At 67.5% G+C, this 21418-nt stretch carries 21 protein-coding genes; 14 read left to right on the top strand and 7 right to left on the bottom strand.

Annotated elements, in window-relative coordinates:
- Positions 1-27: 27 nt before the first annotated feature.
- A complete protein-coding gene (locus EV138_RS07290; protein WP_133977642.1) occupies positions 28-759 on the bottom strand; it encodes a potassium channel family protein in 732 nt (243 codons plus the stop codon).
- 141 nt (positions 760-900) lie between these two features.
- A complete protein-coding gene (locus EV138_RS07285; RefSeq protein ID WP_133977641.1) occupies positions 901-1863 on the bottom strand; it encodes a phosphotransferase family protein in 963 nt (320 codons plus the stop codon).
- Between the two features lie 312 nt (positions 1864-2175).
- Between EV138_RS07285 and EV138_RS07280 the strand changes: the two genes are divergently transcribed.
- The 4 genes from EV138_RS07280 to EV138_RS07265 all read left to right on the top strand — a co-directional run bounded on the left by EV138_RS07280 (position 2176) and on the right by EV138_RS07265 (position 6395).
- Entirely contained in the window at positions 2176-3993 is a 1818-nt protein-coding gene (locus EV138_RS07280) for a M4 family metallopeptidase (RefSeq protein ID WP_133977640.1), read from the top strand.
- Between the two features lie 198 nt (positions 3994-4191).
- The gene (locus tag EV138_RS37600; protein ID WP_202866649.1) at positions 4192-4599 is read left to right on the top strand and encodes an NmrA family NAD(P)-binding protein; all 408 of its coding nucleotides are present in this window, start codon (positions 4192-4194) and stop codon (positions 4597-4599) included.
- A gap of 470 nt (positions 4600-5069) precedes the next feature.
- Positions 5070-5486 carry a hypothetical protein gene (locus EV138_RS07270; RefSeq protein WP_133977639.1) on the top strand — a complete coding sequence of 139 codons (417 nt, stop codon included), beginning with the start codon at positions 5070-5072 and terminating at the stop codon, positions 5484-5486.
- 63 nt (positions 5487-5549) lie between these two features.
- Entirely contained in the window at positions 5550-6395 is an 846-nt protein-coding gene (locus EV138_RS07265; protein WP_133977638.1) for a hypothetical protein, read from the top strand.
- 29 nt (positions 6396-6424) lie between these two features.
- Here the strand turns inward: EV138_RS07265 and EV138_RS07260 are convergent, their stop codons facing one another.
- A complete protein-coding gene (locus EV138_RS07260) occupies positions 6425-6841 on the bottom strand; it encodes a hypothetical protein (protein WP_133977637.1) in 417 nt (138 codons plus the stop codon).
- Positions 6834-7511, bottom strand: coding sequence for a winged helix-turn-helix transcriptional regulator (locus tag EV138_RS07255; protein WP_133977636.1), 678 nt, complete (start codon positions 7509-7511; stop codon positions 6834-6836). The genes EV138_RS07260 and EV138_RS07255 overlap by 8 nt, the downstream gene beginning before the upstream one ends.
- Before the next feature lie 115 nt (positions 7512-7626).
- On the opposite strand from EV138_RS07255, the gene EV138_RS07250 reads away from it, so the two are divergent.
- Positions 7627-8523 carry an SDR family oxidoreductase gene (locus EV138_RS07250; protein WP_133977635.1) on the top strand — a complete coding sequence of 299 codons (897 nt, stop codon included), beginning with the start codon at positions 7627-7629 and terminating at the stop codon, positions 8521-8523.
- A gap of 69 nt (positions 8524-8592) precedes the next feature.
- Here the strand turns inward: EV138_RS07250 and EV138_RS07245 are convergent, their stop codons facing one another.
- On the bottom strand, positions 8593-9477 hold the full coding sequence (locus tag EV138_RS07245) for an alpha/beta fold hydrolase (RefSeq protein WP_202866648.1): 885 nt from the start codon (positions 9475-9477) through the stop codon (positions 8593-8595).
- 135 nt (positions 9478-9612) lie between these two features.
- Here EV138_RS07245 and EV138_RS38460 point away from each other — a divergent pair, with 135 nt between their 5' ends.
- Both EV138_RS38460 and EV138_RS38570 read left to right on the top strand, forming a co-directional pair.
- Positions 9613-10167, top strand: coding sequence for a sigma-70 family RNA polymerase sigma factor (locus EV138_RS38460; protein ID WP_369410739.1), 555 nt, complete (start codon positions 9613-9615; stop codon positions 10165-10167).
- Positions 10168-10214: 47 nt separating this feature from the next.
- Positions 10215-10409 carry a hypothetical protein gene (locus EV138_RS38570; protein WP_202866647.1) on the top strand — a complete coding sequence of 65 codons (195 nt, stop codon included), beginning with the start codon at positions 10215-10217 and terminating at the stop codon, positions 10407-10409.
- A 28-nt stretch (positions 10410-10437) separates the two neighbouring features.
- On the opposite strand, the gene EV138_RS07235 is transcribed toward EV138_RS38570, so the two are convergent.
- Positions 10438-11517: a DUF5937 family protein gene (locus EV138_RS07235; RefSeq protein WP_133977633.1), complete on the bottom strand. Its 1080-nt coding sequence runs from the start codon at positions 11515-11517 to the stop codon at positions 10438-10440.
- Positions 11518-11646: 129 nt separating this feature from the next.
- Here EV138_RS07235 and EV138_RS07230 point away from each other — a divergent pair, with 129 nt between their 5' ends.
- The 4 genes from EV138_RS07230 to EV138_RS07215 all read left to right on the top strand — a co-directional run bounded on the left by EV138_RS07230 (position 11647) and on the right by EV138_RS07215 (position 17417).
- A complete protein-coding gene (locus tag EV138_RS07230) occupies positions 11647-12861 on the top strand; it encodes an MFS transporter (protein ID WP_166678523.1) in 1215 nt (404 codons plus the stop codon).
- A gap of 163 nt (positions 12862-13024) precedes the next feature.
- Complete coding sequence (locus tag EV138_RS07225; RefSeq protein ID WP_133977631.1) at positions 13025-13660, top strand: sigma factor-like helix-turn-helix DNA-binding protein; 636 nt, start codon at positions 13025-13027, stop codon at positions 13658-13660.
- A 75-nt stretch (positions 13661-13735) separates the two neighbouring features.
- Positions 13736-15163, top strand: a complete 1428-nt coding sequence (locus EV138_RS07220; RefSeq protein WP_133977630.1) for a DHA2 family efflux MFS transporter permease subunit — start codon at positions 13736-13738, stop codon at positions 15161-15163.
- 91 nt (positions 15164-15254) lie between these two features.
- Complete coding sequence (locus EV138_RS07215; RefSeq protein ID WP_133977629.1) at positions 15255-17417, top strand: discoidin domain-containing protein; 2163 nt, start codon at positions 15255-15257, stop codon at positions 17415-17417.
- On the opposite strand, the gene EV138_RS07210 is transcribed toward EV138_RS07215, so the two are convergent.
- Positions 17389-18306 carry a helix-turn-helix domain-containing protein gene (locus tag EV138_RS07210; protein ID WP_133977628.1) on the bottom strand — a complete coding sequence of 306 codons (918 nt, stop codon included), beginning with the start codon at positions 18304-18306 and terminating at the stop codon, positions 17389-17391. The genes EV138_RS07215 and EV138_RS07210 overlap by 29 nt on opposite strands.
- 10 nt (positions 18307-18316) lie before the next feature.
- On the opposite strand from EV138_RS07210, the gene EV138_RS07205 reads away from it, so the two are divergent.
- From EV138_RS07205 to EV138_RS07195, 3 genes are read left to right on the top strand one after another with little or no spacing between them, the layout of a single operon-like run.
- A complete protein-coding gene (locus EV138_RS07205) occupies positions 18317-19699 on the top strand; it encodes a glycoside hydrolase family 36 protein (protein WP_202866646.1) in 1383 nt (460 codons plus the stop codon).
- Positions 19692-20606, top strand: a complete 915-nt coding sequence (locus tag EV138_RS07200) for a carbohydrate ABC transporter permease (protein ID WP_238157995.1) — start codon at positions 19692-19694, stop codon at positions 20604-20606. The genes EV138_RS07205 and EV138_RS07200 overlap by 8 nt, the downstream gene beginning before the upstream one ends.
- Positions 20603-21412: a carbohydrate ABC transporter permease gene (locus EV138_RS07195; RefSeq protein WP_133977626.1), complete on the top strand. Its 810-nt coding sequence runs from the start codon at positions 20603-20605 to the stop codon at positions 21410-21412. The genes EV138_RS07200 and EV138_RS07195 overlap by 4 nt, the downstream gene beginning before the upstream one ends.
- Positions 21413-21418: the final 6 nt, after the last annotated feature.

Below are 21418 nucleotides of genomic sequence, written 5' to 3'. Positions count from 1 at the left end.
GCGGACCCGGATAGATGCCTTGAGCACTCACCGCAGCTTCTGCTCGGCGGCGAGTTGAGATCGAAGGGCTCTCACCTCGGCGGTCAGCGTCGCGATCTGGTCCTGTGCCTCGGCGCCGGCCTGTTCGACGCTGCCGATGTGTTCTACGAACCACGAAGCCAGAGCAGCCGTGATCGTCCCCGCGAGGGCGATGCCGCCGACCATCAGACCGGCGCCGACCCACTTGCCTTCAGGGGTCGTCGGGAATCGGTCGCCGTACCCAACAGTCGTGATGGTCGTGGCGGCCCACCACGCGGCGTCCCCGAAAGTCTTGATGTTGGCGTCTTCGCTTCCGCGTTCTGCGTCGAGAACAGCGACAGCGGCGACGAACCCCAGCAGGGCGACGCCGCCCACGACATAGGCAATGGTTTGCCCTCGGAGGGTCATCGATGCTCGACCGAGCCGTGCAAGAGCTGTCGCCGCTCGCAACGCGCGAAGCGGGCGCAGGAGTGGCAGCGCCAGAACGAGCAGGTCGGTGAGGTGATCGCGAACGAACCGAGTCTTGTTCGGAGCGAGAATCAGACGCACCAAGTAATCGGCGCCGAACCCGATCCAGATCGCGGCACTCGCGATCGAGCAGGCGCGAATCACGCCGCCCGGGAGACCTGGATCAAGGATCGGCCACGCGTACACCATCAGGAACAGCACCGCCGCAGCGCTGAGCAACCAGCCGGTACGCCGTTCGTACTTCGCCAAGCGTTCTACCTTCCGACTCTCCATACCAACAGCACAACACGACAACTGCCGAAGGTCACTGAGAGAAATCGCGTCGGCCACTTCCTGGTGCGATCGGCCACCAAGTTCGCGTGAAGAGCAGCCCGATGGGGTGGTCACGCGTGCCTGAGGACCAGACCAAGCCGCCTACGTGAGTTGCGCCTTTAAGGAGGCTTGGGCCGTAGCTCGTCGGGTGGCTTGCCATTCGGGGGATTTTTGCCAGTAGTAGTGGGTTTTTGTCTCGGGGGCCAGGGCGGTGATGTCGAAGGTGGTCAGGGCGAGGTGGACCTGTTCCCAGCTCGGCAATGGGGTCGACCTGCGTTCGGCGTACGCCGTCCAGAGGTGTCGCCGGAGGTCGCCGTAGGAGCTTTCGACGGCCCAACTTGCGCTGTCCCATTGGCTGCAGGTGAAGTCGACCAGGGGGGACAGCACGCCTCCGAAGCCCCAGTCGAGAATGCCGGTCAAGGCCCCGGATGCGTCGAGCAGCAGGTGGTCCTCGTAAAGGTCGCCGTGGGCAAGGACCGGGTCCATCGTGTCGACAGTTCTGAGGGCTTCGAGCAACATCTTTCGTGCTGCCGGGCCGACACCAGGGGCGACCGCGTCGGCGAGGCGTTCCGCGCCGCCGAGTTCGCGGAGAGGGGTGTAGCACTCCGCCGCGGTCGGGGGCGTCGTAGGTGGTTCCGACCAGGCGTTGGCCCACAGGCGTCGTGGGACGCGCTCGAGACCGATGTCATGGCACGCCGCGAGCGTCGCGCCGAGCTGCACCGCCAGCGTTCGCAGGTGTTCGGGCGACCTGTCGGCGCGCGGGGAGCCCTGCAGACGAGTCACGGCAAAGAAGGGGTACGGCGAGATCGCCGGCTCGTCCCAGCGGCCGAGGAGCTTCGAGACCAGCGGGTGGTCAACGGTTGCGTAGACATCACATTCGCGCTCGAGCTGCGCGACGATCGTGTGGTTGCGAGGAAACAGAAAGGCGCGGTCGTCAGCGAGGAGCACATGTTTCGTAGCACCGTTGAACCGCGGCTCGATCGGCCCGTCGACCTCGCAGACCTCCCTGAATCGCTTGAGCTGGGTCGCGACGAGAACAGCGGCGACGGCTGCCTCGTCATCCATGTCGAGCTACCGACAGACACTTGTCGCGCGGGAGTTCGTCCAACTGCCGTCTCCAATCGATCGACTTCATCGTAGGCACAGCGGAGTTTGCTCGCCGCCAACGACAGGGCAGGTTGCAGTGCCAGCCCGGCCGCCGAGCTGGAGGCGGGTTTGGCTCTATAGGTCGAAGGTTATGGCCAGCTGGGATGTCTTTGGCGGTGGCCGATGGTGCAAATCTTTCTCTCACAGATCCATAGCCGTTCAAGTGCTGGTCACTTCGAACGGAATCGCGCACTTTGAGCCGATCCCCTCCCGCCCCAGTAAGGAATCGACATGCGTAGACCCCACAGACATCGCCTGTCCATGGCGATCGCCGCTGCTGCCGTAGCGGCTCTGGCCGCCACCACCGCAGGCAGCGCCCTGGCAACGCAGGTCCCCTCGGCCGCCGCGCGACCCGTCGACAACTCGGCGCCGGCCAAGCAGACGGTGCAGGCCGCGAAGGCGGTCATCACCGCGGCGACCACCGCGGCCCTCGCCCACCCTGAGGCCACCGGGCTGGGCAAGGACGACAAGCTCACGGCCGTCGACGCACTGGTGGACCCCGATGGCAAGCAGCACGTCCGTTTCAGCCGGACCCACAAGGGACTTCCGGTACTGCGTGGTGACCTCGTCGTCCACCTCGACGCCAGGTCCTCCTGGATCGGCGTGACCCGTGCGTACAAGCAGGTCCTCAAGGCCGACACGGTCAGCCCGAAGCTGACGACAGGTCAGGCCAAGGAGAAGGCCGCCGCCGCGGGCAAGGGCACGGCAGCCGAGGCGCAGCTCGTGCTGAGCGCGGGTGAGTCGGGCGCCACGCTCGCCTACCAGGTACGGGTCGTGAACAGCAGCAGTAAGGAATCCCCGGTCCGAGAGGTCCTGATCAACGCCCTGACCGGCGCGCTGATCAGCAACGCTGCGGTCAACGATTCCTTCATCACGCCCCAGGTCCAGGCCAAGCTGCGCAAGCTCGGCGCCCCGGCCACCCCGAAGTCGGGCTTCGCCACCGGCAAGTCCTCCTCGGCTCTCGCCGCACCCGCGGCGACGGCGGTCACCTACCCGGCCGCCGCGGTCGGCTCCGGCACCTCGCTCTTCGCGGGTGTCGTCCCGCTCAACACCGTCCAGACCGCCGCGACCGCCTACCTCCTCAAGGACTCGACCCGCGGCAACACCCAGACCCGCACCGCACGCAACACCGACACCAACGACTTCTCCGCGGGCAGCAGCTTCACCTCCACCACCAACAAGTGGGGCCTCAGCGACCTCACCAAGCCCGCTGTGGACGCGCAGTACGGCATCACGAAGACCTTCGACTTCTACAAGTCCACCTTCGGCCGCAACGGCATCAAGAACGACGGCGCCGGCGCCCACGCGCTCGTCCACTACAGCCAGAACCTCGGCAACGCGTACTGGGACCCGGACTGCGACTGCATGCTGTACGGCGACGGTGACGGCGCGACCTTCACCAAGCCGCTGGTCGTGCTCGACGTGACCGGCCACGAGCTCAGCCACGGCGTCGTCGCCGCCACCGCCGCCCTCGAGCCCACCCGTATCGACTGGCGGGGCAGCCAGTTCGGCGAGCCGGGCGCCCTCAACGAGTCGCTCGCGGACATCTTCGGTTCCAGCACCGAGTTCGCCACCAACAACCCGAACATTCCGCCGAACTACCTGGTCGGTGAACAGCTCGGCCTGGCGCAGAAGTTCCTGCGTCGACTGGACCACCCCTCGCTCGACAAGCTCGAAGGCACCGTCGACTACTGGTCGAAGGCGGCGTACGACACCGAGGTGCACGCTGGTTCCGGCATCTCCTCGCACGCCTACTACCTGCTCGCGGAAGGCAGCGGCGCAAAGACGATCGGTGGCGTGAACTACAACTCGCCGACGTACGACGGCTCCGTGGTCGCCGGCATCGGCCGCACCAAGGCCACCGCGATCTTCTACCGGGCAATGACGCGGTACATGGTCTCCACCACCGACTTCCACGACGCCCGCGTCGCCACGCTCCAGGCCGCCGCCGACCTCTACGGCGCGGCGAGCACGGAGTACACGACGGTCAACAAGGCCTGGGCAGCGGTGAACGTGACCGCAGCAAACGCGCCGGCCGCCCTCCGCTGAACCCAAAAGCGGCATTCGAGGGCGCTCCCGCATCGCGGGAGCGCCCCGACAGCGCGTGTCACAATCCCGTGCAGCGCTGAGCGAGTACGCCGTACTGCGCGGTTCCGGACCGATGAGCTCTGGTCGGCGTTCGGATCTACAGGTGGACCGGGTCTGCAACTGCGGACCATCCGGACACCGAGAGAAGGACGATCGATCATGATTCTGGTCACCGGCGCGACCGGCGAAAGCGGGCCGGCCATCGTCGGCGAGTTCGTCCGCCGCGCATTGCCTGTCCGTGCACTGGTACGAGACCGCTCCACCGTCGGCGCGGACGTGCCGCCGTACGTCGAGGTCGTCGAAGGCGACCTGGCGAAACCGGACACCTTGACCGAAGCGCTCGAGGGCGTCGACAAGGTCCTGTTGATCTCGACAGTAGCTCCTGATCTCGTCGGGACCCAGACATCGTTCATCGATTCCGCGAAGAAGGCGCGCGCCCGCCACATCGTCAAGTTCTCCGGCATGGGTTGCTGGCCGGACGCGGAGTTCCGGTTCGCCCGGATGCATGCCGAGGTCGAGGACTACCTGGAGCGGTCGGGTCTCGCTTCTGCACAGCGATGGCCATGAGTCCAAGCGCTACGAGCTCACCGGACCCGAGGCACTCACAGTCGACCAGGTGGCCGCGACGATCTCGGCGGCCATCGGCCGGCCGGTCCGGTACGTCGACATCGATCCGGACGACAAGAGCAAAGCGATGCTCGACGCCGGAGTTCCGGCCTACTTCACCGACGCCATGCACGAGCTGTTCAGTCAACGACGCAAGGGCGCCGACGAGTCGAGGGTGGACCTGAGCACCCATCAGGCCTTCGAGGTGAGGCCGACCACGTTCGCCGAGTTCTGCCGACGGCACGCGGGCGTCTTCAGCGGCGAAAGGCCCGTGACCAACGCATCGAAGTCTGGCTGGCGTTCTCCGTCGAGTGAGCACTCAGTGGTGACTTCATCGTCGTCGTCGCGATTCGTTCGGCGGTCGGCGCTGGTCTGTACAGGTGACAGGAAGACTCTTGGAGAGCTCGGCTCTCCGCCCAGCTGGAGGTCACATGCAGATCAGGAAGCTCCGCCCGGTCGCCGTCGTACTTCTCGCCGCCGGCGCAGCCGCGGTGGGGACCGCGCTGCCTGCCAGTGCCGGAAGTTACTCGTCGTGCGGCACTGAACGAGTCTGCCTGTACGAGAACAACTACTTCAACGACCAGAACACCGACCACTGGAGAGACTTCAACAGCAGCGACGCCGACCTGCGGAACAACTACTGGAAAGACCGTAACGGGTCCGACAGCAACGATCACATGGACAACGAGACGAGCTCGATCAAGGTCAACGGCTGCTCAGTGACGGTCTACCAGGACGTCAACTACGGCGGGGCCCAGAACTGGTGGGGGCCGGGGCAGGTCGACGGCAAGCTCGCCGACAACGCGATCGGCGACAACCGCATCAGCGCTCTCCGCGTGACCTGCTGATTCGCTGATCCATCACGACAGGCCGCCCCGGATGCCTCCGGGGCGGCCGCTCAGGAGAACGCGATGACCCGAGCAATCGTGGCCTTGCTCATGCTGGCGGTGTTGTGTGCCTGTGACTCGACCCAGCCGCAGACGCAGACGCAGACGCAGACGCAGACACAGACCCACACCCGGATGCAGCCGCAGCATGCTGAGTCCGCCGCGCCGGCAGCCACCAAGCAGCCGGTTGACTTCAGCCTCCCTTTCGACCACTACCGGTTCAGCCGCGCAGAGCAGGCATTGATCCAATCGGCCCTCGATCGGGAGACCGCACGATGTCTGAAGAGGCAGGGCATTCCCGCTCCGCCCGCCAAGCCGCTGCCGCCTGCGGAAATCAGCGGCAACGCGCGACGCTACGGGCTGATCGACCCTTCGGCTGCCCAGCAGTACGGCTATCACCTGTCTTCGGACCCGAAGGCGACGCAAGGATCGGCTGACCAGCGGGTCAGCGATTGCGAGGACCGAGCCTCACAGCAGCTTCTGCACGGCGTCCCGAAAGTGGACCGGACGTGGCTCGACCGCCTGAACTTTTCGTCGGCCGACCGCTCGGCAATTGTGCCGGGCGTCCAGCGGGTGACCGCGGACTGGAGCCGGTGCATGCGGACGGCCGGACTTCGCTATTCCACTCCACTCGCAGCGATGTCGGATCCTCGGTGGGGCCTCGATGCACCAGAAATCTCCCCCGACGAGATCGCGGTGGCGACCGCTGATGTGCGTTGCAAGATCCGGGTCCACCTGGTCAGCATCCGCGCCGCTGCCGAGACCAAGATCGAGAACGCGTCGATCGCGGCCGAGCCGGCCCGGTTCGCGGACATCGCGCGAGCGAACCAGCAGATCGTCGCCGCAGCCCGAAGGATGCCGGCGAGCTGAACCATCGAGGATCGCCGGTCTTCGGTGGTTCAGTCGGTGGCGGATTCACGGGGGCGCCGGTGTCCGCTCACTCCCGCGCAGACGATGGACACCAGCGCGATCGCCACACCGAGACCCAGCGAGAGTTCCTCGAACCTCTCCAATCGCGGATGAAGGTTGCCGCTGGCAATCAACACGTCGTACCGGAGATGGGCGCCGGCCAGGGCCGCCAGCAGAGTGCCCAGCAGTGGGCCGGCGATGAAGGCGTTCCGCGCACGGAGCAATCCGACCGTCAGCAGGCTGACCGCGAAGGCGGCGGGTACGGCGGCAACCATGGCCAGCCTGCCGTCGTACGGGACCAGCTCTGACCCCAGCCAGGCAGCGGCCACGATTGCGGGCAGCGCGACAGCGGCGACGGCGGCGGTGTGCAGCGCGGTCGCCGTGGCCGGGCGGGACGCCTTACTCACTTGCCATCGGGGCAGCTGCGGGCTCGGGTCGGGGGAAGGAATCGAGGAGGCGCTGGACGGAAGCGACATCGCCCGACGCGGTGATGTCTCCGGATCGGATCGCCTCTCGCAGCCGGCGCTTCTTGGTCAGCACAGTGGCGAAAGTCTTGGTGTCAGTGGCGATCGTCGCGTCGGGTGCGACCGGCTCGGCGCGACTGATCTCGATCCGGCCGTCGCTGACGCGCACGGTGAGGTGATCGTCGCCGAAGACGAGTTCGTACGTCGCGGTCAGCTCGCGGCCGGCCGCGGCGTCGAAGTCACCGGTGAGGGCGAGCATCAGGGCGTCGACGCTGATCCCGGCCTCGAGGTCCCGGAAGGGGGAGTGCCGGCCCCAGCGACCGAGGTGCACAAGGACGGGTTGTAGTTCCCGGCCCCAGTCGGTCAGCTCGTACACCGAGGACCGCGCGGGCGGCCCGAGCTTGCGGCGCCGCACGATGCCGAACTCTTCGAGCTCGTGCAGCCGCTGGGTCAGGCGGTTCGGGCCGATGGCGGGCAGGCCCGCGCGGAGGTCGCTGAACCGTTTGGGGCCGAGCAGCAGTTCACGGACGACCAGGAGCGCCCAGCGCTCACCGACCAGATCCAGTGCATGTGCGGCGGCGCAGGCGTCGCTGTACGTTCGCGTGTTTCCCACGTCGGCCAGCCTACCGGAGCCCGTTCGGAAACTAAACTCTCTAGTTCCGAAGTTGTACCAACTGCTTTTGTTGTGTAACCATCGTGCTTCCAGTCCCCAGAGGAAGAAGTGAGCGATGATCCTTGTCACCGGAGCGAACGGCCGTCCGGGATCGGCCGTCGTCCGCGAGTTCGCACGGCAGGGCCACCCGGTGCGCGCACTGGTCCGCGATCCCGCGAAAGTGGGTGATCTGGCGACCTTGCCGGGGGTCCAGATCGTGCACGGCGACATGCTTCACCCCGAGACGTTGCAGCCGGCGCTGGCCGGAGTACGGCGGGTGTTGATGATCTCCGGCGCGGGCCCGCAGCTGCTCGAGACCCAGTGCACGTTCATCGACGCTGTGCGCAATGCCGGCGTCGAGCAGATCGTGAAGTTCTCGGGCAAGGACTCGATCGACGGGTTCGACACGGAGCGGTTCCGCTCGACGCGCAGCCATGAACAGGTCCTGCGTTACCTGGTGGCGTCCGGGATGCCGTGGACGGTCCTGCGTCCGAGTCAGTTCATGGAGGTGTACTTCGAGGAGGTGCCGGACCTGGTTCGTTCGGGTGAGCTGCGGCTGCCGCTGGGCGACACGACGCTCGCTCCGATCGCCATTCAGGACATCGCGAAGATCGCCTATCAGGTCCTGACGACGGACGGTCACGAGTACACGACGTACGCGATGACGGGTCCCGAGGCACTCACGATGACCGAGGCAGCGCAGTACCTGTCCGAGGCGATCGGCAAGCCGATCGAGTACCGGGACGTCACCTCGGCGGAAAAGCAACGGGAGTGGATGCAAGCCGGCTACCCACCGGCCCGGGCGAGCGCCTTCGCGCAACTGTTCGAGGAGCGGAGCCGGCTCGGTCACTCGACCGTTGACCTCGGCACCCATCGCCGCTTCCAGGTCGAACCGACGTCGTTCCTGGAGTTCGCCCGCCTCAACGCGGCCACCTTCCGCGGCGACTCGGAGTACACCGTCACCCCGGCCTGATCCACCCGGCGACAGCCGAACCCAGGCTCTCTGGGTTCGGCTGCCAGGTGAACCTGAGCCTGCCCGCGGTCAGAGCTGGAGGAGGGCTTCGGCCAGTTGATCCGGGGCGGAGGCGAACGGCGAGTGGCTGGTCGGCAGCTCTCGTACGTCGGTGGGGTTGCCGGGCGTGTGGTGGTCGGCTTCCTTGACGAAGCGGTGCTGGGCCGGGAGCGGGAGGGCCTGGTCGTTCGTGCAGCAGATGTACGTCCGGGGGATGCGGCCCCATCGGTCGGCGGTGACGGTCACCCGTTCTGCCAGCGGACCAGCGGGGGTGTCCGGACTGAGGAGATTGGCGATGGCGTCCCACTCGTCGTCTTCGACATCGGCGGCGAACGCTGCCTTCACGCCGGCGCGGTATCCCGGGTCGTTCGAGCGGAAGTCCATCCGCAGTGCGCCGGCGACGGCAGGGTCGGCGAGCAGGATCGACGGGATCAGGCCGGTGGCGAACTCGGGTTCGGACATGTAGTCGGTGAATGCGGTGCCGTCGCCGGTCATCCAGGCGGACAGATAGACCAGGCGACCGATGAGTTCGGGGACGGCTTCGCCGACCTCGTTGAGGATCAGCCCCGCCATACTGTGTCCCAGCAGGACGATCTCGCGATCAGGCATCCGTTCGGCGAGCCGGCGGACGGTCGCGATGACCTGGTCGCGGTAGTCGGCCAACCTCAGGTGCGCGATGGGCGAGGGCTCGTGGGCGAACTCCTGCGCATGCAAGGGCCGGGTCGTGTAGGAACGGGGAACACGTGCTCGAAGTCCGTGACCCGGCAGGTCCCGGGCGACGACGTAGTGGCCCTCCTGGACGAGAAGTGGTGTCAGCCGTTCGAACGCCCAGGCGCCGTGCCCGCCGCCGTGGACGAGCACGAAGATCTTTCCTTCCTGGTATGGCGCGGAGCTTGGTCCGGTTTCGTGTGTCACTGCGATCTCCATCCTGCCGAGTTGGACACCTGTGTAGATCGAGCGGACCGCGAAAACTCACCGTGGCCCGGGGAGACCGATGAGAATCCGCCGTCGTTTCGGTCTACATCTCGGCAGGGATTCGAATCAGCGAGGGTGACGGTGGCTGTGGTGAGCGGGAGTGTGGGCTTCAGCGGGTTGGTCAGTGAGGAGTTCGTGCGCTTGACGGACCCGTTCCGGAGCGAACTGACGGCGCACTGTTATCGGATCGTGGGTTCGTTCGACGACGCGGAAGATCTGGTGCAGGAAACCTACGTCCGGGCGTGGCGGTCGTTCGAGCGCTTCGAAGGGCGCTCCTCGCTGCGTGTCTGGCTGTATCGGATCGCGACCAATGTCTGCTTGGCCGCGCTCGGACACCGCAGCCGTCGTTCACTGCCCTCAGGCCTGGGCGCACCGACGGACGATGCCGATCGGCCGTTGTCCTTCGAGCTGGGCAGCAGCGCGTGGGTTCAGCCGCTTCCCTACGGACCGGCCGAGACAGCACACGATCCTGCGGTGATCGTAGGTTCTCGCGACAGCGTCCGGCTCGCGTTCGTGGCTGCGCTGCAGCATCTGCCCGCCAGACAACGGGTGGTCCTGAGGTCTTTCATGAAGACATCGCACTGGAAATGCCTCCGCACGTCGCGTGGTTCTTCGGCCGTACGGCGGTGAGGCGGTTCCTGGCGCACCATGTTGTCGGTGCCCCAGGCACCTATCGGATGGTTCGCACCACGGCCAACGGACAGCCCGCGGTCGCGGTCTATTCACGTGGGCAGGACGGGACCTACCAGCCGCACGCGGTGCAAGTGATCACGATGACGGCCAGGGCGATCTCACGCATCGTGTCGTTCAACGACGCTGGACTGTTCCCTGCCTTCGGTCTGCCGACCAGCTTGCCGGCCGCGGCGTGCTGACACCGGGGAAGAACTCGGCGGCCCACGTTCAGCGGCCGAGGACGTCCAGTAGTTGCTGGCCAAGCCCGGTGCAGGCCTCCAGGTCCAGGCGGTAGGTCACGTAGCGCCCACGGCGAGCGGAGATCAGTAGCCCGGCGGCCTTCAGCACCGCGAGGTGTCTGGACACCTCCGGTGCCGTCACCTGCCAGAAGTCGGCCAGCTCACCCGTCGTGTGCGGACCTCGGGCGAGCGTGCGGCAGAACCGCAGCCGTAGTGGGTGCGCGAGCGCCGTCAACCGAGCATCCAGCTCGTCCACCCGCAACACAGGACGCGGATCCCAGCCTGGTGCGGGGTAGTGCAGCACTGGCTGCCAGCCGGTCGCATAGACGATGGTCAGGTGCGGTGCGCCGTACGCGCTGGGAATCAGCGTCATCCCGCCACCGCGTGCGTCCGCGCTCTGGTCCTGCAGCTTGTCGACCGTCAGGAGGCCGCGCTCGGTGTCGACGCTGAGCGCGGGCGAGATCCGGCCGAGGGCCCCGATGCCTTCGCGAGCCAGCTCGAAGCGTCGACGGTCGGCTTCCTCGGCGAGCGCCGGGCGGACGCTTTCCCAGACCTTGCCGAAGAAGGCCGACTCGCAGGCGAGCAGAAAACGACGGACCCGGTCACGCTCGGCCGGCGGATCGGTCAGTACTCGCTCCGCCCAGGCGGCCTGCTGTGGCCCTCGGGCGCGGGCCGCGGCCAGCGCCCGCTGCCGAACGATGGCGTCACGCAAGGGCGACCACAGCTGCGGCGCCGGCGAGGCAGCCCGATGGGCGGCGAGCGCCGCGGCGACCCAGCGCTCGTCGTCCAGGTGGTCGACGTCGTCCAGTTCCTCGCGCAGGGTCGGCCGTGGATCGGGCGGAAACAGGAAGTCGGCCCGTCCCGAGCGCCACAGCAGGCCGAATTCCTCGAGGTCCGGGGCCAACTCTGCCGGAAGTGCAGCCGCGATCTTCGCCATGGCCCCAGCGGCGCCCGGATGATGCTGCGGCTCCGCGAGCACGTGCAGCACTGCACCGAGCTCCGCGAGCGGCGACGGCGCTATCCGGATCCGGTCGGCCGGTACGCCGGCGATGTCGACGGAGGTGACCACAGTACCGATCCTGGCAGGGGTTCCCGCCGAGGCAAACCGATTGACGTCCTTCGTCAATCGACGAGTCGTGAATTGAGACGCCGGTCAATCCGGGTCCTTTCGCCGCCGTCGTGCCGCACGCTCGGAGCCGTGCCAACCACCCGTACGACGCTTCGCGAGTTGATCCGCATCCCGGGCGGCGGCCGCTACGCGCTGAGCGCCACGGTCGAGGCAGCGACCTCGGGGATGCTACGTCCCTTCGTCGTGATCTACGCGGTGCTGATCGGACTCAGTGCGCCGCAGGCCGGTATGACGCTGACGATCGGCATGCTGGCAGGTCTCTGTGCTGTCCCGCTCGCTGGACGCTGGATCGACCGCGGCGGGCGGCGCGCCCCTGCCGTCGCGGCGCTCTTGGTACGGGCGGTGGGGTCGCTCCTGCTTGCTCTCGTGCCCGGCACCACCGGATTCGCGATCGGTGCGGTGCTCATCGGCGTCGGCACGCAGGTTGCCCCACCGGTCAATTCCGCGCTGGTGGCCGCGATCGCCGGTCCTGTACGGCGTACTGCGGCGATGGCCGCCGCCCGCTCGCTGCGCAACGCCGGCCTGGGTGCCGGCGCCTTGCTCGGCACCGTTCTCGTCGCGAGTGGGCCCGGAGTACTCCGTTGGCTCGCGCTGGCGACGGCGCTCGGATGCGCGCTCGGCGCGGCGGTGATCGCCCGGGTGCCGTTGCCTCGACAAGAAACTCCTGCACCCGCCCCTGCCGTCGAACCGCGGCAAGCTCGCGGTGCAGGTCTGAGCGCAGTCACCGTCGTGGCTCTGGCGGGGATTCCGTACGCGTTCTACGCCGACATCCTCGAGATCGCCCTGCCTCTCCTGCTGGTCCGGGACCTGCACGCGTCCCTGGCATGGCCTTCGGGCATCTTCGTCGCCAACACCGTCATGGTGATCGCGCTGCAGTTGGTCGTGGTGGTCCGCCTCGCGAAGTGGCCGCATCGCAGGGTGCTGTTCTGGTCCGGCTTGTTGCTCGCGGCCTCGTACGTCGGCTTCTGGCTTGGTGAGGTGACCGGCGGCGGCTCTGGCACGGTGCTCGTCGCACTGGTGATAGTGCCGTACACGCTGGGCGAGATTCTCTACACCGGCAGCAGCGTGCCGCTGGTGATCGAGTCGACACCGCCGCACCTGGTGGGCCGTGCGCTGGCTCGCTGGCAGCTCAGCTACGGCTTGGCCCGGGCCGCCGATCCCATCATCATCACCGGTCTGCTCAGCTTGGGCGCGGCGGCGCTGTGGCTGCCGCTGGCCGCCGCGACCGTACTGGCCGCAACGACCATCGACCGGCGCCGACCAGCGGCGCGGCTGGTGTCGTGAGTCGAATCGACGCCAGGAGCGATCTGTTTTCGAGCTCGGCACGGTCTGTATCTGTGAGTCGTCCATCGGCCACAGCCACCTCCGGTTCGTGGTCGATGCCGGAGTTGGCGAAGGAGGGCCTGTCTTGGCCGCGTGGAACGCACGAACCACGACGCCTCCCTGGATGGAACCTTTCCCGGATGCACTACTGGACGACGATGCGACGCAGTTCCTGCAGGTCAGCTTCATCGCGGCACTGCAGCAACTGCCGCCCTTTCACCGCGCCGCGGTGGTGCTGTGCGATGTCATGGGCTTCCCGGTTGCCGAGGTCGCCGACATGCTGGACATCTCGGCTACCGCTGCGACCGCCGCCTTGCAAAGCGGACGATGCGCGCTCGCCGGCCAAGTCGCTGCCGGCCGGAGACACCGGACGCTCCCTGGCGCGGAGGCTGCGCGCATCCTCGCCGAACGGTTCGCGGCCGCGCTCGAGCGTGGCGACCGCGAACAGCTGGCGGCGCTGTTGACCGACGACGTACGCCTTTCGGTGCCACCGGCAACGAACGATCACCTCGGCCGCCCTGCCGTGACGGCGTCCCTCGGGCAGTACTGCGCCGGCCGCGGGGTGCGGCTCGTTCCGACGCGGGCGAACGGGCAGCCTGCGTTCGGTTGCTACACGGCCGACTCACGGACCCGGATCGCGACCTTGGACTGTCTGATGGTGCTGACGCTGGAGGGGGCGCGCATCTCGGTCATCACGCGTTTTCTCGGCATCCCGCGGTGCGAGGCCTTCGGGCTGCCCCGCACTCTCCCCGCTGACTGAAATCCGACCGATGCTTTTGCGCTCTCGCCGCGGTCTGTACCACGTGACCTGTAACCATGACTGGAGTGAGAAGAAATGACGGATCGCGTCAAGTCGACTGCCGCGCAGACCTGGGTACTGCTCCTCAGCGCGGTGGCGTCGTTCATGGTGATCCTCGACATGCTCGTCGTCGCCACCGCCCTGAGCGCCATCCAGACCGACCTCGGTGCCTCGCTCGAAGAGCTGGAATGGACGGTGAACGCCTACACCTTGAGCTTCGCCGTCTTCCTGATGACCGGTGCCGCACTCGGTGATCGCTACGGGCGAAGGCGGATGTTCGCTGCCGGGCTTGCGATCTTCGGCCTCGCGTCGGCTGCTTGCGCACTCGCGCCGAATGTGGCGACTCTGGTGGCGGCTCGCGCCGTCCAGGGGACCGGGGCCGCACTGATCATGCCGCTGGCCCTGACGCTGCTGAACGCGGCTTTCCCGCCCGAGCGCCGCGGCTGGGCGACCGGGGTCTTCGGCAGCGTGACCGGGCTCGCGGCAATGCTCGGGCCGGTGGTCGGAGGCCTTGTCACCGAGGGGCTCAGCTGGCCGTGGATCTTCTGGCTCAACGTCCCGATCGCGATCATCGCCGTAGTGCTCGTGTTGAGTCGGCTCCCCGAGAGCAGAGGGCCCGCAGGAAGAGTCGACCTGCTCGGCCTCGTACTGGCCGCCGGTAGCGCGCTCGGTCTGACCTGGGGCCTGGTCCGCGCAAATTCCGTGGGCTGGACGGCGGCGGAAACCGTGGTCGCGCTGGCGGCCGGCGTTGTGTTGGGGGTCGCCTTCGTAGCCTGGGAACTGCGGACTCCAGCACCGATGCTCCCGTTGCGGCTGTTCCGTTCCCGGGCGTTTTCCTCGGGCAATGCCGTGATCTTCTTTGTCAATGCGGCGATGACCGCCGCGATCTTCTTCACGGCTCAGCTTCCTCAGGTCGCGTTCGGTGAAGGCCCGCTCGTGGCCGGCCTACGGCTACTGCCTTGGGGAGTCGCGCCTTTCCTGATTGCCCCACGGGCAGGTGTGCTCGCGGACCGGATCGGCGAGCGCCCGCTCATCCTGATCGGCTCCGGGCTGCTCACACTCGGTACCGCGGTCCTGGCGCTCGTTTCGCGGGTGAACACCGGGTACGTCGTGACCGTCGGCCCGATGGTGGTGGCCGGCATCGGGTTCTCGCTGGCCATTCCTGCCGTGACGAAGGCCGTGGTGAGTTCGGTGGCCATGCAGGACATCGGCAGGGCATCGGGAACGTTCAGCACGCTTCGGCAGCTCGGCGGTGCTTTCGGCGTCGCGATCGCGGCCGCCGTCTTCGCCTCGACAGGTGGCTACGCCGGCCCGGACGTCTTCGTCGACGGCTACCGGTTCGCGATCGGATCGGCCGCGGCGCTGGCGTTGGCTGCCCTGCTGGTGAGCTTGCCGCTGCCACGGAAGGTGAAGCGCACGACGAACGAGGGTGCTGACCGTCTGGCGGCGACCGCGGACAAGTAGCCGGATTGTGCAGGAAGTCAGCAGGTGAAGGGATTTCCGGGCCGCTGCGGCCGGATTAGGTTTCGTGTTCCGCCGACGACAGGAGCATTCGATGACCAGGAGATCGCGGATCACCGCCGCCCTCGCCGCGCTGGGGCTGGCGGTGGGAGGTGCCGCCTCGCCGACCGCGGCAGCGACCACCGCCGCGCCCATTCCGGTGCAGGTGCTCAGCCTCACCGACCTGCACGGGTATCTGTCCGAGACCGAGAACCTGACCATTGCGGGGCCGACCGGAACGTTGAAGGTCGGTGGGGCCGGGTATCTGAAGGCACACATCGACCAACTGCGGGCAGGCAAGCCCAACAGCTTCCTGATCGGAGCCGGTGACCAGTTCAGCGGCTGGCCGGATTACACGCAGGCGTTCGCGAACGAGCCGACGATCGAGGTACTGAACGCGTTCGGGATGGACTTCGATGTGGCCGGCAACCACGAGTTCGACCGGGAGTTCCCGTTCCTGCGCCGGATGCAGACCGGCGCCTGCTACGGCAGACCCGGCTTCGACTCGTGCTTCTCCGACTCCACCGGCCGGAACTTCCACGGCACCGACTACGCCTACCACGCGGCGAACATCGTCGACCCGCAGAGCAAGCGGCCGGTGCTCCCGCCGTACTGGATCGCCACCGCGGGGTCGCAGCGGATCGGCTTCATCGGCCTCGGATTTCCCGGTACGCCGACCGAGACGCTGTCGATCGGCGGCTCCGGGTTCGAGTTCCAGGGCGTCGTCGAAGCGGCCAATCGGGCCGCGGCCGAACTGAAAGCCCAAGGCGTGAACGCCATCGTGGTCAGCATGCACGAAGGCGGCCAGCAGGGCGGGTTGTACGACGAGTGCAAGAACCCGGCCGGCCCGATCTTCGACGCCGCCCGGGCGATGTCACCGGACATCGATGTGATCCTCGGCGGCCACTGGCACACCGCCTTCAACTGCATGATTCCCGACCCCGACGGCGTACCGCGACCGGTGCTGGAGGCAAGCAACCACGGCCGGGTGCTCGGCGAGGTGAACCTTTCGCTCGACCCGGCGACCGGTGACGTGATCCGCTCGGCCACCACGGCAACCAACCACGCGGTCACCAAAGACCTCACGCCCGACCCGAAGATCCAGACGATCGTCAAGTACTGGATGGACAAGTGGACCGCCCGGCAGTCGCAGCCGCTGACGAAACTCGACCGGGATCTCGACTTCTCCACCACCACGGAAAGCCGCACCGGCAACCTGGTCGCCGACCTCTACCGCTCACAGGGTGCCGCTGACTTCGCGCTGGTCCCGGCGGACGTGGGACTGGACGTGTTCTCAGCCGGCCTGAAGGCAGGCACGGTGACGTACGGCGAAGCTTGGCCGGTCGCCGGAATCTCTCCGATCACCACCCTGACGATGACAGGCTCCGCGATCGAGGCCGCCCTTGAGCAGCAATGGATCCCGCCGGCGTACGGCTGCAGCAGATTGTCCTCACTCGCGACCTCGGGCAACTTCCGCTACGCCTACGACCTCGGCCGACCGGTCGGTGACCGCGTCGATCCCGCCACTGTCATGATCGACGGCAGTCGCCTGCAGCTCGACCGCACCTACAACGTCGCCACCAGCGCGGCGATGCCGTTGCACGGAGCGCAGTACGGCTACCCGGCCTTCCAGGACTACAGCAAGCTCGTCCGTGCCCCGAAGATGGGGCAGGAAGTGTTCCTCAACCATCTGCGGACGCATCCGTCGATCAAGGCTCCCGGGCTGGGCCGGGTGACCGCGATTCCCGGTTCGCCGCCACCCGTCGACGGGCCGTTCGGACCGTTGAATCTCCTGCCCCAGAACGAGATGACGGCCACCGCCACGAGTCAGGGGTCGGCCGCCAACAACGCCGCGGCCGCGATCGACGGCAACTGCACCACGATGTGGCACTCGAACTGGAGCCCGCACGCGCCGCTGCCGCAGTACATCACCCTCGACCTCGGCAAGCCGCGCGCGATCGAGGCGCTCGTCTACACCCCACGCCAGGACGCGGCCGTCCCGAACGGCCGGATCTCGTCGTACGACGTCCAGGTCAGCACCGACGGCGTCACGTTCACCTCGGCCGTGACGGGCACCTGGGACGGGACGATCGACGCCAAGATCGCGCGACTGCCGGCCGGTACGACGGCGCGCTACGTCCGGCTCGTCGGCCTGGCGGGCGGCGCGGACTACGCGGCGGCGACCGAGCTCAATATAGCTCTAGCTCCGGGTTCCTGACCGCCTTGCGATGGCTGCTCGGGGACATCCCGAACCGGCGCCCGAACTGCCGGCTGAAGTAGTGCGGCGACTCGAACCCGACCGCGCGGGCGATCTGCGCAACGGACATGTCGGTCGCCCCGAGCAGCTCGGCCGCCCGCTGCAGCCGCAGCGCCACGATCACGTTCATCACCGAGTCGCCCACCTGTTCCTTGAACAGGTGGGCGAGCCGGGACACCGAGATCTGCGCCAGCCCGGCGAGCGACGTCAGCGTGTGCTGCCGGGCGGGATCGGCCGTGATCGCGTCGAGGACCAGTTGCACCCGCGCGTCCAGGTGCTGCGTGGTGTGTCGCAGACTGGCGACCGCGGTCAGCAGGACCTCTTCGATCCCGTTCATCGTCAGCTCGACCGCGACACTCTTCTCCAGCAGGTTCAGCTCGGTGTCGCCGGTGGGGGAGAGGCCGGCCCGCTGCGCGTCGCGGTGCAACCGCCCGAAGGCCGACACCACCCGGTCCGTCTCCGACGCCCTCGGCAGTCGCACGTACGAGAGGCCGGGCATTGCCTGGGGCAACGACAACCACGCGTGCCACTCGCGCCGCGGCTGGAAGTGCGCCCACCAGGACTCCCAGTAGGTGCCCACGGTGCCGTAGTCGTGCTCGGTACCGGGGCTGACCAGCACCAGGTTCCCATGGCCCAGCGTCAGGCTGTCGCCGCCGATCTGGAACTGACCGGTGCCCGCGGCGGTGTAGAGCAGGTACCAGCTGCCGACGCCGTCCGGGCGGACGACCCGGTAGTCACCGCCGCTGTGGAAGTGACCGGTGACCAGTTTGCTCGGCGGCGGGATCTCGCTGTAGAGCTCGATCAGGATCTGAGTAGCAAGATCGTGCTCAGAGTCAGCAGGCTGCGTCATGGTGTCCCCTTTGCAGACAGCCCAAGATTACCTGCACGGCAGCAAGATCCTGCACACCCAGCGAATCGAGGATCCCGTGGGCTTCAGTACCGTCACCGAGCTCGGGTACGACGACAGCACCCTGGTCTTCGAGCACGGCTGGCAGTCCTGGAGCCCGAGCGGCTGGTACCGGCTCGGGGCGAGTCCGCCGCGGCCGACCGCGCCGAACCACCACGTGATGGCGTACCGCCCGGGCGTGGTGGCCGGCCGGTTCCAGGGGGAGGGGCTGCTCGCGGTCGCGACCGGCGACGAGGTGACCGTGGTCGCAGCGACCAGCCCGGATGCGGTCCCGTCGATTCGCTGCGAGCTCCGTCAAGACCGCCTGCTCGTCTCGGCCGACGGTGAGGTCGCGGTGACCACGACCAGCCAGCGGAATCCGAATCAGGCGCTGGCCGGCTGGGCCGACACCTTCGCGGCCGGCACGACGGACGTCCGTGTCTTCGGACCGTCCTGGTGCAGCTGGTACGCGTACTGGGGCAAGGTCACCGAGCGGGACGTGATGACGAATGTCCGGCAGTTCGACGAGCACGACCTGAGCGTCGACCTGGTGCTGCTCGACGAGGGGTACCAGGCGGAGATCGGCGACTGGCTGACCCCGCGCGACGACTTCGGCTCGACGGTCCGGCTCGCCTCCGACATCCGCTCCACCGGCCGGCGCGCCGGGATCTGGGTGGCTCCCTTCCTGGTCGGCAGCAAGAGCCGGACCGCCCGCCGGCATCCCGAGTGGCTGGTGCCGGGAATCACGGCGGGCACGAACTGGGGCCAGGAGCAACTGGTTCTGGACGTGACTCATCCGGGCGCCGCGCGGCATCTGCAGGACGTGTTCGTCGAGCTCTGCCGCCAGGGGTACGACCACTTCAAACTGGACTTCCTGTACGCCGGTGCGATCGACGGACCGCGCCACGACCAGGTCGACGGCATCGCGGCGTACCGGCAGGGGATGCGGCTGTTGCGCGATGCCGTCGGGCCCAATCGGATCCTGCACGGCTGTGGGGCCCCCATCCTGCCCAGTCTCGGTCTGGTGGACTGCATGCGGATCTCGCCCGACACCGATCCGCTGGTGGAGCCGCCGTCCGGCGACATCAGTCAGCCGGGTCAGCGCGGTGCACGCTCGACGTCTGTGGCGCGGGAGTTCCTGCACGGGCGCTGGTGGGCGAACGACTCCGACTGCCTGATCGTGCGACCCGACGTACAGAACCGGGAGCAGTGGGCCGACCACATCGAAGCGGGCCCTGGCCTGCGGATGTCCAGCGACCCGATCTCCCAGCTGGACCGGTGGGGTCTGGATCGCACCCGCGAACTGCTCACTCCGAGCTCGCCGCGGCCGCATCCGCTCAAGGATCCCGATGCTTAGGGCCGCGCCCCGCCGGACCCGTCGTGCCGCCCGGTACCGGCAGACGGTGGTCGCGTACGCGCTGTTGGCGCCGAGCCTGGTCGGGGTTCTCGGTTTCCTGCTCGCACCTGTCGTGATCGTGATCGTGCTCAGCTTGTTCGACTGGAAGTTGCTGGCGACGCCGGAGTTCGTCGGTCTGGCGAACTACCGGAAGCTGCTGACCGACGGCGACGTCTGGCATTCGATGCTCGTCACCTTGTACTACGTCCTGATCTGCGTGCCGGGGACAACGATTCTGTCGCTGCTACTGGCGTTGCTGGTCGACCGCAAGCTGCGCTGGATGAAGTACTTCCGCGCGCTGCTGGTGATCCCCTGGATGGCTACACCGGTCGCGCTCGGTCTGGTCTGGACCTGGATCTTCGACCCCGGCCGCGGCGCCCTCAACCAGTTCCTGGGGTTGTTCGGCATAGCTGGTCCGGCCTGGCTGTCGTCGCCGTTGCTGGCGATGCCGAGCGTGGCGGCCGTGCACATCTGGCAGTTCGCCGGTTACAACATGCTGTTCTTCCTGGCCGGGCTGCAGAACATCCCGCAGTCGTTGCGCGAGGCATCGTCTCTGGACGGTGCGTCTTCGGCCAAGCACTTCTTCACCATCACGCTGCCACTGCTGCGCCCGACCATGCTCTTCGTACTGATCACCAACGTGATCGGGTCGTTCCAGGCGTTCGACACGATCTTCGTGATGACCGAGGGCGGTCCCGGTGACAGTACCGAGGTGGCAACCTACCTGATCTACGACGAGGCGTTCCGCAAGTTCGACTTCGGCTACGCCTCGACGATCTCGGTGCTGCTGTTCGCGGTGGTGCTGATCGCCACGATCTCGCAGTTCGTGTACTTCGAGCGCCGTACGACCTACGAGGTGTCCGGATGAAACTCCGCAGCTTCACGTACGCCGTCCTGGTGGTCGGCTGTGCGTTCGCGATCTTCCCGTACTTCCTGACCGTGCTGACGGCATTCAAGGGCCCTGGGCAACTATCGGAGACGCTGCCGTGGGAACCGGGGCTGCCGCCCAGCGTGGCCGCGTTCGACCGGCTGTTCGGCTCCGGGTTCGGCGGCTACCTGGTGAACACCGCGCTGGTGACGGCCGGGATCACCCTCGGGCAGGTGGTGTTCGCCATCCTGGCGGCGTACGCGTTCGCCCGGTTGCCGTTCCCGGGTCGTGACGTCCTCTTCTGGGTCTATCTGTCCACGCTGATGGTGCCGCCGGTGGTCACGATGATCCCGCTGTACCTGATGATGCAGAAGCTCGGGCTGGTCGACACCTGGGCCGGGCTGATGCTGCCGACGATGCTCGGTACGCCGTACGCGATCTTCCTGCTCCGGCAGTTCTTCCGCAGCATCCCGGTCGAGTTGGAGGACGCGGCCCGGATCGACGGCGCCGGCCGGGTCCGCACCCTGGTCTCGATCGTGCTGCCGTTGTCCAGGCCGATCCTGGTCACCGTCACCACGCTCGCGGTGGTCGCCAACTGGAACAGCTTCCTCTGGCCGCTGATCATCACCAGCAGCGAGGACAAGCGGCTGCTCTCGGTCGGAATCGCCTTGTTCAAGAGCGAGATCGGCGTCGACTACAACGCCGTGATGGCCGGCAGCCTGATCGCGCTGGTCCCGCTGCTGGTGCTCTTCATCGTCTTCCAGCGCTTCATCGTCCGCTCGGTCGCGGTCACCGGGCTCAAGTAGGAGGCT

Source organism: Kribbella voronezhensis (assembly GCF_004365175.1).
In the GTDB taxonomy this organism is placed as follows: domain Bacteria; phylum Actinomycetota; class Actinomycetes; order Propionibacteriales; family Kribbellaceae; genus Kribbella; species Kribbella voronezhensis.
This window is presented reverse-complemented; position numbering and strand designations above follow the sequence as displayed.